The organism is Bacillus thuringiensis (genome assembly GCF_001455345.1).
Taxonomy (GTDB): Bacteria; Bacillota; Bacilli; order Bacillales; family Bacillaceae_G; genus Bacillus_A; species Bacillus_A thuringiensis_N.
Map to the genome: position 1 here is coordinate 3949867 of NZ_CP013274.1, position 12122 is coordinate 3961988.

The window sequence follows — 12122 nt, forward strand, 5'->3', positions numbered from 1 at the left end:
ATAGAAGCGCAAACAATATCTCAATCTATGAAAACGTTTGCGCTATTTGTCTATCATTATACATTCTTTTATTCATTTTGCAAATATTAATTTAAAAATATTATTTACTATACTCTTTATACATTGACTTTATATGAAATGAATACTACTCTTATAAGCAATATTAAAGCTACGCAAAAAGCAATCGTTTGCAACATATGCTTTATTATTATACGTAAGGGAACAATATGTATGGAAATATTAAAGGGGGATTTTCTATATGCTTAAAGAAGCCATTTATCATAGGCCAAAAGATAATTATGCATACGCTTACGATGAAAAAACGATTCACATCCGAATACGTACTAAAAAAGACGATGTTCAAAGCGCCACTCTTATTTACGGTGATCCTTATGAATGGAAAGACGGGAAATGGATTACATCAAGTACACCGATGAAAAAAACTGGTTCTACTACATTGTTTGATTATTGGTCCATTTCCATTGAGCCAAAATTTAAGCGCTTACGTTATGGATTCGAATTAAAAAATGATACAGACACTCTTATTTATGCAGAGCGAGGCTTTTTTTCTACCATTCCAAACGATGACGTTGGTAACTTTTTCTGTTTTCCATTTATTCATGCAAATGATGTATTCAAAGCGCCTTCCTGGATTAAAGATACTGTTTGGTATCAAATTTTCCCAGAACGATTTGCAAATGGGGATCCTGCACTAAATCCAGAAAACGCCCTCCCTTGGGGCAGCGCTGAACCAACTCCAACTAATTTTTTCGGAGGAGATTTTGCTGGTATTATTCAAAACCTTGATTACCTTGTTAAGCTTGGAATTTCCGGAATATATTTCACACCTATTTTCAAAGCACATTCAAACCATAAATATGACACAATCGACTACATGGAAATCGACCCACAATTTGGCACAAAAGAAACTTTCAAAGAACTCGTTCAGGCATGTCATACACACGGTATAAAAGTAATGCTCGATGCCGTATTCAATCATAGTGGATACTTTTTCGATAAATTTCAAGACGTACTAGAAAACGGTGAGCAGTCAGCATATAAAGAGTGGTTCCATATTCATGAGTTCCCAATTAGAACTGAGCCACTTCCGAATTATGATACTTTCGCGTTTACACCGTATATGCCTAAATTAAATACAGCACACCCGGATGTAAAAGAATACTTACTTGAAGTAGGACGTTATTGGGTAAGAGAATTCAATATAGACGGTTGGCGCCTTGATGTGGCAAATGAAGTCGACCATAGCTTTTGGAGAGAATTCCGGAGTGAGATCAAGGCGTTAAATCCTGAAGTATATATTTTAGGCGAAATTTGGCACGATGCACTTCCATGGCTACAAGGGGATCAATTTGATGCTGTAATGAGCTATCCTGTTACAAATGCTCTACTGTCTTACTTCGCTAACGATTCCATTAAAGCAAATGAATTTATGAAACAAATTACAGAATCTCTACATTCCTACTCTATGAATGTAAATGAAGCAGCATTTCATTTATTAGACAGCCATGATACACCGAGAATATTGACAACATGTAATGGAGATAAAAATAAGTTAAAGTTACTTTATATATTCCATCTTTCTTTCATCGGCTCTCCTTGTATTTATTATGGAGACGAAATTGGCATGGACGGCGGTATGGATCCAGCTTGTCGCAAATGTATGGTTTGGGATACGAAAGAACAAGATCATCTATTATTTACACATGTACAAACATTAATTTCATTACGGAAGCAATATAAAGCATTTGGAGGACATGGTACTTTCCAATTTATCGAAGCAAATGATGAACATAATTATATTTCTTATACGAAAACATACGAAGATGAAACGATCTTTTTCGTTTTAAATCCGACTAATAGTGACATTACAGCTTCACTCCCTCTCCATGTTACTGGAAAGAAAATCATTAACATTTATACAAACGAAGAATTTTCAGCGGAAGCAAGTGTATTACAAGTTACACTTCCTCCATATGGATTCTCCATATTAAAATGGTAATCAAAAAAGCCTTATACCAAGTGGTATAAGGCTTTTTCTTATTTCAATTTGAATACCATCGCTTCATACGGACGTAATGTCATGTTATCTATCGATCCATTCTCTAGATCATAATTGTGTATAAATAACTCTGCTTCACTATAATTAATGTCCTCAGGCAATTCAAATACACATTCTTCTGCAGTAAAGTTTGCAATGACAAGAAGTTTTTCTTCTCCATATGTTCTTACGTATGCAAAAATAGAAGGGTTATTCTCTAATATTAAATCATATGATCCATACACAATAATCTCATTATTTTTACGTAACTCAATTAATTTTTTGTAGTAATAAAAAATTGAATCTTCGTCTTGGAGTGCTTGTTTCACATTAATCTCTTTATAGTTAGGATTTACAGTAATCCAAGGTTCACTTGTTGTAAATCCAGCGTGATTCTGATCATCCCACTGCATCGGAGTTCTAGCATTATCACGACCCTTTATATAAATAGATTCCATTACTTTTTCTATATCTTCACCATGGTCTATCACTTTTTCTTTATACATATTTAATGTTTCAATATCTCGATATTCATCAATGGATTCGAATCGAACGTTTGTCATTCCGATTTCTTCTCCTTGATAAATATACGGTGTTCCTTTCATCATATGAAGCACCGTTGCTAACATTTTCGCAGATTCAATACGATACATTTCATCATTACCAAAACGAGATACAACGCGAGGTTGATCATGGTTATTCCAATACAGGCTATTCCATCCAGTATGCTCTAATGCTTTTTGCCATTTCGTTAAATTCTCTTTTAAAGTAAGGAGTGAACATGGTTTTACATCCCACTTTCCGCCTTCTCCTGAATCTAAATCCATATGTTCAAATTGGAATACCATCTGCAATTCTTTTCGTTCTTCCCCGGTATACAATTTCGCTTCTTCTGTCGTTACACCAGGCATTTCACCAACCGTCATAATATCATAATGAGACAATACTTCTTCATTCATTTCATGTAAGTATTTATGAATGTTTGGACCGTTCATAAAATGCTTATGACCTGAAACATACCCCTCTTCTTCTGTTTCAACAGCCGGTAACCCCTCTTCTTTAGAAATAAAATTAATAACATCCATGCGGAAGCCATCAATTCCTTTTTCTAACCAAAACTTCATCATTTCATAAACATCTTGTCTTACCTTTTCATTATCCCAATTTAAATCTGGCTGTTTTTTAGAAAACAAATGTAAATAATATTCATCTGTCATTTCATCATACTGCCATGCTGATCCACTAAAGGCTGCTCCCCAGTTATTCGGCTCTTTTCCTTCTTGTCCAGGGCGCCATATATAGTAATCTCTATATTTATTATCTTTTGATTTACGTGATTCAATAAACCAATTATGTTCATCAGAAGTATGATTAACAACTAAGTCCATCATAAGTTTCATATTACGTTCATGCATTTCATGTAATAGCTCATCCCAATCTTCCATTGTTCCGAACTCATTCATAATTTTACAATAATCACTTATATCATAACCATTATCGTCATTTGGAGATTCATAGACTGGCGATAACCAAATGACATCAATTCCTAATTCTTTTAAGTAGTCTAACTTTGAAATAATACCACGAAGATCCCCGATACCATCACCGTTACTATCCATAAAACTACGAGGATAAATTTGATATACTACACTTTCTTTCCACCACTGTTTTTCCATTATGCTACCCCATTTCATTCATAATTCGATTTTCTCTTTTTCCAAGGCGCAAACGTTTTCATTAATGAATGATAACAGATTCTATCTTAATTTAAAATAGCGCTTACAACTTTTGTTCTTATTTTTCTAAGAAAACATATGAAAATTACTAATATTGCTCCAATAAATGAAAACGTTTTATTTTTTTGTTTATTTTTTAAATCTATTAGTTTATAATGAACTCAAAGAAAACGTTTGCATAATTATTTCTAGGGGGAAATACCATGGCAGAACTGAAATTAGAAAACATTTATAAAATATATGATAATAACGTAACAGCTGTAACAGACTTCAATTTACACATTCAAGATAAAGAGTTTATCGTATTTGTCGGTCCTTCTGGATGTGGAAAATCTACAACATTACGAATGGTAGCTGGACTTGAAGATATTTCAAAAGGAGAGTTTTCAATTGATGGTAAGCTAATGAATGAGGTCCCTCCAAAAGATCGCGATATCGCAATGGTCTTCCAAAACTATGCTTTATATCCACATATGAGTGTGTATGATAATATGGCATTTGGATTAAAACTTAGAAAAATACCAAAAGATGAAATTGACCGTCGTGTGACAGATGCAGCAAAAATTTTAGGACTGGAACAATATTTAGATAGAAAACCGAAAGCGTTATCTGGTGGACAACGTCAACGTGTTGCATTAGGTAGAGCAATTGTTCGAGACGCGAAAGTTTTCTTAATGGATGAGCCTTTATCCAACTTAGACGCTAAATTACGTGTTGCAATGCGCTCAGAAATTTCTAAATTACACCACCGTCTTGGAACGACAACAATTTACGTAACGCATGATCAAACAGAAGCAATGACAATGGCTTCACGTCTCGTTGTTATGAAAGACGGAAAGATTCAACAAATCGGAACTCCAAAAGAAGTATATGAAACACCTGAAAATATTTTCGTTGGTGGATTTATTGGCTCTCCAGCGATGAATTTCTTCCGTGGTAAATTAACTGAAACCGATTTCGTTATAGATAATTCATTAAAAATCAAAGTAACTGAAGGAAAAATGAAGATGTTACGTGAACAAGGCTATGTAAATAAGGACATCGTTTTAGGTATTCGTCCTGAAGACATTCATGATGAACTATTATTTTTAGAAGCTTCACAATCTACTTCCTTCACAACAAAAATCGAAGTTGCTGAGTTACTAGGTGCTGAATCTATTTTATATATGAAACTTGGAGATCAAGATTTTGCAGCACGTGTTGATGCAAGACATACATTTTCACCTGGTGACCAAATTAAACTAGCATTTGATATGAATAAAGCGCATTTCTTTGACAGTCAAACTGAACAACGTATTCGTTAAAAAGGTTTTTCCTATATAACATACAAAAAAACCGTCCACATATTTTGAGGGCGGTTTTCATTATTATACTAGGGCTTCAACTGTATGAAATGATTGTCCTTTCGTGCTAATAATCCCGAATATCGGTAAATCACTTAGCACCACTTCTTCTTGCTGTTTCATAAAAGATGACGTTAATTGTTTTATCTCTATCCATACGTCATTAATACAAAGTACATTGGAATCGTTCTCTTGTTGGCGTGAAAAAATAGAATCTATTTTATATAAACCAGCATTTTGAAAAAGCATATCAATGCGACTGAATGCATTCAAAGTAATACTGATAACGCGTTGCCAATCTCCTTGCTTTCCCATATCATAGGATACAAAAAGTGCTTCTCCGCCTAGATTCGTAATTTCCTCCACTGTTGCTTGTCCACTTTCTTGATCAATGTCCGTCACAATTACTTTTGCGCCTTGTTTAGCCAACAAAAGAGCTGTATTACGTCCAATACCGATGCCGCCGCCAGTTACGATGGCAACTTTTCCTGCAAGCTTCATTTTCATTACCCCTTCTATAAGTCTTACCGTCATTCAGTATACTCCTTTATGAGATTAGTCTGCAAGCAAGAAAAGTTGTCCATCCGTATGTAAGCGATTACTATTTTACTCCTTCTTTTTTCTTACTATTACGCTGATCGAAAACTAAACCGATGAAAATTAAAATCCCCCAAAAGATTACGCTACCTCCAGTCATTTCGATTTCCCCCTTATTATATAAAGATATTATTTCAATTATTATAACATTTTCTTAATTTTCAATCTATTAAATTCAAAAATGATATGGATTAACTTTTTCCTTATTATATATCCATTAAAATATATTTGTATAATAAAGAAAGACCTTTTTATATAAAAAGGTCTTTCTTTATTATACAAGACTTATTACTTTCGTTTTTGTAATTAAATCCTGAAAACCACAATTATCTTCGCGGAATAACATCATATATACGTTACATAATATCGGAATTCCAAGTAGTAATATGTTTGGTAATAACAATACAAAAAATCGTATCGTTAATGTTTGTAATGTTAACTGTTCACTCTTCAATGAAATTAATTTTATTCTCGTTACCTTTTTACCAAGTGTAACACCGTTCCAAATAAAGGGTAGCAAAATAAAATATATCGCCATTAATATAAAAACTACTGCAAGATCATATCTATAATCACCAAAACTAATATTAAAGCGATTAAAAATAGCACTATAATTTCCGGTCGTAATAGCTACTACTGCACCATACATAACCGAGATTAAAAACATGTCAATTAGGGAAGCACCTATGCGATTCATTACAAGCGCTGGACGATGCATCTTTAACTTCATTTTTATGTCGACTCCTTCATATCCTTCTTTACCCGTCTCATCGTACCACTTCTAAAAAACATTGTAAACTAGCGTTTCTCTTACTTTTCTTGTACAATGTGTTACAACAGCATTGTAAAGGAGGTTCCCATATTGAAAAAATGGATAATCCTATTCGTCGCATTCCTATTAGCCGGTTGTGCTGGAAATACAAATCATATAACTTATACGATTAACGATGAATACGAACTCATACGTACTTCTGGAAATGCATTTGAACTTTTCCCATCGCAAGATGCTGTATATGCCACACAATACATTCCTGCAAAAATTACAGACATTGCTTGGGATGATAAATACATTATTGCAAAACAAACCGAGGAAAAGTCAGATCCAAATAACCCTGACGCTGCAATTACAAACAAAAAAAGTGAGCATTATTGGATTATTGATGTAAAGCATAATAAACGTTTCGGCCCCTATAATGAAAAGCAATTTAATGAACAAAAAGATGCGTTTAAAATTAAGGTACCTTTTCAAAATGTAGATTCATACATAAAAGAACAGAAAAAACAGTCAGCATAATTTTTTAAGTGCTGACTGTTTTTTCTTACATGTTTTTAAAAATATTTTACTCAGAAAGTGAGATGTTAAAAGTTTGTGGCTCTTTTACAACATCTTGTGTTTCTATATCTCCTGCCACTACACCATCTGTTGTAAACTTAATATCCTTTACCTTTTCTTTTCCATCATCAAGTATTAAACCGACAATACCATCTCTTGTTTCACCAGGCTTATAGTCTTCTCTTGATACATTTTTCGTACCAACTAGCGTATCCTCGTCATATAAGAAGTTTTGAGTCGGTACTTTAAAATGTTGCTTATCGTTAATCACAACATCATTCATAGAGAAAAATTGCATATTTTTATTCCCGCTATTTTCCACCTTATATGTAATTTCAACATAACGAATCGTATCACTAATCTCTGTTCCACTTAGCGATGCATATAATTCTGCATCTTCTTGACTTACTTTATCTCCTAATCTACGCTTTACTTCTTCAGGAGTTAATGCCGTATATACTTTTAATGTATTTTTTGCCTTTTCACTCATCTGTGATAAAGAGATTACTTTCACCTCTTGTACATGAATTTTCATTGGTGCTACTTCAAATGTTTGATTCACAGAATGAATCTGCTCTAACTTAAAAGTACCCCATCCTGTTTCTTTCACTTTTTGTCCTACTTTTTTCAGCTCACGCCCACCATATTCTTTCGTCTCAGGAATAGATTCTTTCTTCTTCGGTTCAACTTTCTTTTCTTCTTGATGGAAGCAACCACTTAACATAAGAAGAAAACTACATAAAACAAAAATACTTTTCCATGCTTTCATCATTTAATTCTCCTAACACTATCATTCATTAATATAAAATTAGTCCCTAGCCTTGTAAACTATAGAAACAATAAGAAGTCCACAAAACGAACTTGTCAGTCCAGATACTATTATACCCCCTATTTGGAAAATATGAAAATAGGGATTTACGAACGCCTGAACGATAAATGTAATTGTTGCCACAATGATCGCCGAAACCCAATACTTCCTTTTTTCTGAAGCTATAATCATATCTTTCCCTGTTTTATCTTTATACTTCCATAGTACGTATAATAGTAATACTAAACCAACACATGTACTCCCGTGTTGTATATATTTATACACTGGAATACTATGTAATTCTCCTTGTAGAAATGGTATTTTCATAACGAAGTAGCCCGTGTTATGAGTAAACGCATCCCAAACGACATGCGTGAGCATACCAAATAAAGCGGAATAGCAAAATACAAAGAAATCCTTCCATGTATGAAGCCCCCACCTTTCATCTACTGCATATATATAGTAGCTAGCAAATGGTTTAGGTAAATGCGTTATAAACGGCTTTTTTAAAATGTAATGATATATGTATGCTAACAAAAATACGAGCGGTAAATTTAAATATACAAACCCAAGCCATGTATGGCCAATAACACCATACGGTCTAAAGTGTAAAAAATATTCAAAGTCAGGTGCCATACTCCCTAATATAAGAGCCGTTACTGAAATATATTGAGAATGCTTTTTCGCAAAAGGAAGAATTGCTGCTGGATGTGCAAATGTAAATGGCATGTTGTAACTCCTCTTCATATGTTCAATAGAATACCATCTATCATAACGAGAGAATTGATCTTGACGCAATATTTATTTTCACATTGGAATATGATAGTTTACATGTTATAATCCACATAAAATATTCAGAAAACAAGGAGGGGTTCACGTGTTATTAACACTTGTCTTTTTTCTTGCTCTGTTTACCTTGTTTTTAAGTACATACATTGGATTTTTTCTATGGAAGCAGTTAAAGATTATAAAATATACGCCCGCTCTCGTTGGCTTTATGAGCGTTCTTTTCATTTTTATATGGAAGAGGATGGCTTTCGGCTGGGAGGGTCTCGGTTTTGGCGCGCTTCAATATACAATTCTAGCCGCAAGCTGTCTTACACTTGTATTTGCTGCCTTTTTAGAATCAAAATCCGTTATGAATTGAGGTTTTTATATTGATTGACGTACCCTTTTTAAGAAATGTCACATTAAAAAAAGAAAATATCCCTAGTTTCTCCGCATATCCTTACTGTTTACCCGCTATCCGAACATTACAATCGCTAGCTTTCCATCCAAATGTAACATTCATTATTGGAGAAAACGGAACTGGTAAATCAACATTACTCGAAGCGATTGTAATCGCTTTAGGTTTTAACGCAGAAGGTGGAACGAAAAACTTTCGCTTTAGTACAAACGATTCACATTCATCTTTACATGAATGCCTTCTAATTTCCAAAAGTTTCAATACACCAAATGACGGTTTCTTTCTTCGCGCTGAATCATTTTATAACGTTGCTTCTTATATAGATGAAATAGATGCTATAAAATCTTACGGCGGCGTTTCACTACACGAACAATCACACGGTGAATCATTCTTCTCCTTATTTATGAATCGTTTTTCAGGACAAGGTTTATATATTTTAGATGAGCCTGAGGCCGCTTTATCACCGATGAGACAACTTTCTATGCTCATTCGAATGCACGAGCTAGCGGAACAAGGTTCACAATTTGTTATCGCGACGCATTCCCCTATTTTAATGGCTTATCCTGAATCCACTATATACTCTTTAACACAAGAAGGAATTCACGAATCCACATTAGAAGAAACCGAGCATTACCAAACGACGAAACTTTTCTTTGAAAATCGTGATCGATTATTCCATCATTTATTTGATTCTTAATAAAAAAGAAGCAGCGATTGCTGCTTCTTTTTTATAGTGCTTCTATAAATAATGCTACCCCAATACCGCCGCCGACGCATAGAGAGGCAATTCCTTTTTCTAACCCGCGTCTCTTCAATTCATGAATTAAACTTACCGTAATACGAGCTCCTGTACAACCGATTGGGTGCCCAAGTCCTACACCACTACCGTTTACATTTACTTTTTCACGATCTAAACCTAATTCTTTCTCTACAGCTAAGTATTGCGCAGCGAAAGCTTCATTAATTTCAAGTAAATCTGCATCTTCTAATGACCAATCTACTTTTTCTAATCCTTTACGAATTGCTGGTGCTGGTCCAATACCCATAATTTTTGGATCTACTCCAGCTACTGAATAGCCAACAATTCTAGCTAACGGTTGTAAGCCTTTTTCTTTCGCTTTTTCTTCGCTCATTAATACTAGAACCGCACTACCGTCATTCAGACCAGATGCATTCCCTGCCGTTACAGATCCATCTTTACGGAAAGCTGGTTTTAACCCTGCTAATTTTTCTGCTGTAATGTCAGCACGTGGATGTTCATCCTTCGAAAATACTACTTCTTTTCTACGTTCTTTTATTGTAATAGGAACAATTTGATCGTCAAAGTATCCAGACTCGATTGCCTTCAGTGCCAATGTATGACTGCGAAGCGCAACTTCATCTTGTTCCTCTCTTGTAATTTCATATTGTTCAACTAAATTTTCCGCTGTTTCCCCCATCATAATATGATGAATCGGATCTTCTAACACTTCCCACACCATATCACGAATTTCTCCGTGTTGTAGGCGTTGTCCCCAGCGGTGTTGTTTCAATGCATAAGGGCTTGAACTCATTGCTTCTACTCCACCTGCAATAACAACATCACTTACACCTAATTGAATTTGCATTGCAGCTGACATAATTGCTTGCATACCTGAAGAACATTGGCGTTGGATTGTATAACCCGTAACTGTGTCAGGAAATCCTGCCGCTAATGCAGCCGTTCTCGCCGTATTTGCTTCATCAGTTCTTTGGATACAATGACCTAAAATCACTTCATCAACTTCGTGTGGTTCTACCCCGCCTCGTTTTACAGCTTCCTGAAGTACAGGAACAGCTAATTCTACTGGCGTTACATTTTTTAGCGCTCCCCCAAAAGTTCCAATTGGCGAACGAACTGCAGCTGTAATAACAACATTATGCATTTTGCACTTGCCCCTCTCTTATGTACCCTAGTCAGTTTTTAGGTGAAATTCCATAAGATGTATGTCTACATCTATCATACTATAAACATACTAAAAAATCAAAATATTTAATATAATAAAAATAGAAGGAATTAACCTTCTATTCTGTTAATGCGTATAGGAATTTTTGTAAAATCTTCTCTGTTGTTTTATTCAAATTCGGCAACTTATCTACCGGAAAATATTGGAGTTGTAATCCTTCATGGTCAAGCCTTAATTCTCCACTCACATGATGCCCCTGATACAGATGAATGACATTAAAAATTTCATCTCCATTTGGATATTGGAAGTACACTTCTTTTCCCGAAAGAACCCCGATAAATTGCATAATTTTCGCATTTAGTCCCGTCTCTTCAAACAGTTCTCTACGAGCAGTTTCTTCTGTCGTTTCTCCTAGCTCCATCGCTCCACCAGGTACACCCCAATCATATGTATCTGAACGATATTGAAGCAACACTTCTTGATTATCATTTAAGATAATAATTGCTGACCCTACTAGAATAAGCGGCCTTGTACCAACGACTTTTCGTAACTCTTCAATATACCCCAATATGTAAACTCTCCTTTCCTCACCCTTCCTTATCATAACAAAATTTTTCTCCTTTTGTTGATGTAATTTTAAAGAAAAAAAGGAAGCTTTCGCCTCCTTTTTTTACCTTTATTTCTTAAAACTTTCATATTTTACAGCTTCAAAAGCTTCTTCAATTTCATCATTACGATAATGGACATATGTAAAACGCCCTAGTTCTACTAATCTTGCTATTTCTTGTAACGCTTTATGTTGCTCATATGTTTCCTCCAGCTTAATATGTACATAAAACTTCATTAATGGATGTTCATATAAAGGTTCTCCCACCTCTACATATACATCTTCAACCCCTTGTACAACTCTTACATAACTCGCAAATTGATAAAGAGCTTCTCTGTCTGAAACGATTTTTAATGTATACATATATTCTCCCCCTTTTCTTTACTATATCAAAAAGATGATCACACTACGTTATAGAACTATGAAATTTTTTCGACTTGTCATCTATATATTCAATAAAGAAGGCGTTTATCCATACATGACATCTTTTCCCCACATATATTATAGGAAGAACTTTTTTCAGTTGAG

General features: G+C 34.6%; 14 protein-coding genes. 5 read left to right on the plus strand and 9 right to left on the minus strand.

Annotated elements, in window-relative coordinates:
* The first annotated feature begins 259 nt into the window (after window positions 1-259).
* The gene (locus ATN06_RS20415; protein ID WP_060632105.1) at window positions 260-2020 is read left to right on the plus strand and encodes an alpha-glycosidase; all 1761 of its coding nucleotides are present in this window, start codon (window positions 260-262) and stop codon (window positions 2018-2020) included.
* Between the two features lie 38 nt (window positions 2021-2058).
* Here ATN06_RS20415 and malL read toward each other — a convergent pair whose 3' ends face one another.
* Entirely contained in the window at window positions 2059-3735 is a 1677-nt protein-coding gene (malL, locus tag ATN06_RS20420) for an oligo-1,6-glucosidase (RefSeq protein ID WP_088116274.1), read from the minus strand.
* Window positions 3736-3998: 263 nt separating this feature from the next.
* On the opposite strand from malL, the gene ATN06_RS20425 reads away from it, so the two are divergent.
* Window positions 3999-5099, plus strand: a complete 1101-nt coding sequence (locus tag ATN06_RS20425; protein ID WP_060632107.1) for an ABC transporter ATP-binding protein — start codon at window positions 3999-4001, stop codon at window positions 5097-5099.
* Between the two features lie 63 nt (window positions 5100-5162).
* Here the strand turns inward: ATN06_RS20425 and ATN06_RS20430 are convergent, their stop codons facing one another.
* From ATN06_RS20430 to ATN06_RS20440, 3 genes are all read right to left on the minus strand, one after another.
* Window positions 5163-5672 (minus strand): SDR family NAD(P)-dependent oxidoreductase, encoded by a 510-nt coding sequence (locus ATN06_RS20430; RefSeq protein WP_060632108.1) that lies wholly within the window; start codon window positions 5670-5672, stop codon window positions 5163-5165.
* A gap of 67 nt (window positions 5673-5739) precedes the next feature.
* Window positions 5740-5835, minus strand: a complete 96-nt coding sequence (locus ATN06_RS20435; protein WP_060632109.1) for a hypothetical protein — start codon at window positions 5833-5835, stop codon at window positions 5740-5742.
* A gap of 174 nt (window positions 5836-6009) precedes the next feature.
* On the minus strand, window positions 6010-6465 hold the full coding sequence (locus ATN06_RS20440) for an RDD family protein (protein WP_060632110.1): 456 nt from the start codon (window positions 6463-6465) through the stop codon (window positions 6010-6012).
* Between the two features lie 132 nt (window positions 6466-6597).
* Here ATN06_RS20440 and ATN06_RS20445 point away from each other — a divergent pair, with 132 nt between their 5' ends.
* Window positions 6598-7029, plus strand: coding sequence for a DUF3997 domain-containing protein (locus ATN06_RS20445; protein WP_060632111.1), 432 nt, complete (start codon window positions 6598-6600; stop codon window positions 7027-7029).
* 46 nt (window positions 7030-7075) lie between these two features.
* Here ATN06_RS20445 and ATN06_RS20450 read toward each other — a convergent pair whose 3' ends face one another.
* Both ATN06_RS20450 and ATN06_RS20455 read right to left on the minus strand, forming a co-directional pair.
* Window positions 7076-7840: a hypothetical protein gene (locus ATN06_RS20450; RefSeq protein WP_060632112.1), complete on the minus strand. Its 765-nt coding sequence runs from the start codon at window positions 7838-7840 to the stop codon at window positions 7076-7078.
* A gap of 36 nt (window positions 7841-7876) precedes the next feature.
* Window positions 7877-8605, minus strand: coding sequence for a DUF4184 family protein (locus ATN06_RS20455; protein ID WP_060632113.1), 729 nt, complete (start codon window positions 8603-8605; stop codon window positions 7877-7879).
* Window positions 8606-8753: 148 nt separating this feature from the next.
* On the opposite strand from ATN06_RS20455, the gene ATN06_RS20460 reads away from it, so the two are divergent.
* Both ATN06_RS20460 and ATN06_RS20465 read left to right on the plus strand, forming a co-directional pair.
* A complete protein-coding gene (locus tag ATN06_RS20460; RefSeq protein WP_060632114.1) occupies window positions 8754-9023 on the plus strand; it encodes a hypothetical protein in 270 nt (89 codons plus the stop codon).
* 10 nt (window positions 9024-9033) lie between these two features.
* The gene (locus ATN06_RS20465; protein ID WP_060632115.1) at window positions 9034-9759 is read left to right on the plus strand and encodes an AAA family ATPase; all 726 of its coding nucleotides are present in this window, start codon (window positions 9034-9036) and stop codon (window positions 9757-9759) included.
* A 31-nt stretch (window positions 9760-9790) separates the two neighbouring features.
* On the opposite strand, the gene ATN06_RS20470 is transcribed toward ATN06_RS20465, so the two are convergent.
* The 3 genes from ATN06_RS20470 to ATN06_RS20480 all read right to left on the minus strand — a co-directional run bounded on the left by ATN06_RS20470 (window position 9791) and on the right by ATN06_RS20480 (window position 11957).
* The gene (locus ATN06_RS20470; RefSeq protein WP_060632116.1) at window positions 9791-10966 is read right to left on the minus strand and encodes an acetyl-CoA C-acetyltransferase; all 1176 of its coding nucleotides are present in this window, start codon (window positions 10964-10966) and stop codon (window positions 9791-9793) included.
* A gap of 139 nt (window positions 10967-11105) precedes the next feature.
* On the minus strand, window positions 11106-11555 hold the full coding sequence (locus ATN06_RS20475) for an NUDIX hydrolase (RefSeq protein WP_000540524.1): 450 nt from the start codon (window positions 11553-11555) through the stop codon (window positions 11106-11108).
* A 108-nt stretch (window positions 11556-11663) separates the two neighbouring features.
* Window positions 11664-11957, minus strand: coding sequence for a DUF3928 family protein (locus tag ATN06_RS20480; RefSeq protein WP_000288327.1), 294 nt, complete (start codon window positions 11955-11957; stop codon window positions 11664-11666).
* Between the last annotated feature and the right edge of the window lie 165 nt (window positions 11958-12122).

Bases quoted from the DNA above. Each gene is read 5' to 3' on its own strand.
- ATN06_RS20430 (WP_060632108.1), bottom strand. From the start codon at position 5,672: ATGACGGTAAGACTTATAGAAGGGGTAATGAAAATGAAGCTTGCAGGA.
- ATN06_RS20470 (WP_060632116.1), bottom strand. From the start codon at position 10,966: ATGCATAATGTTGTTATTACAGCTGCAGTTCGTTCGCCAATTGGAACT.
- ATN06_RS20415 (WP_060632105.1), top strand. From the start codon at position 260: ATGCTTAAAGAAGCCATTTATCATAGGCCAAAAGATAATTATGCATAC.
- ATN06_RS20435 (WP_060632109.1), bottom strand. From the start codon at position 5,835: ATGACTGGAGGTAGCGTAATCTTTTGGGGGATTTTAATTTTCATCGGT.
- ATN06_RS20455 (WP_060632113.1), bottom strand. From the start codon at position 8,605: ATGCCATTTACATTTGCACATCCAGCAGCAATTCTTCCTTTTGCGAAA.
- ATN06_RS20450 (WP_060632112.1), bottom strand. From the start codon at position 7,840: ATGATGAAAGCATGGAAAAGTATTTTTGTTTTATGTAGTTTTCTTCTT.
- ATN06_RS20425 (WP_060632107.1), top strand. From the start codon at position 3,999: ATGGCAGAACTGAAATTAGAAAACATTTATAAAATATATGATAATAAC.
- ATN06_RS20440 (WP_060632110.1), bottom strand. From the start codon at position 6,465: ATGAAGTTAAAGATGCATCGTCCAGCGCTTGTAATGAATCGCATAGGT.
- ATN06_RS20480 (WP_000288327.1), bottom strand. From the start codon at position 11,957: ATGTATACATTAAAAATCGTTTCAGACAGAGAAGCTCTTTATCAATTT.
- malL (WP_088116274.1), bottom strand. From the start codon at position 3,735: ATGGAAAAACAGTGGTGGAAAGAAAGTGTAGTATATCAAATTTATCCT.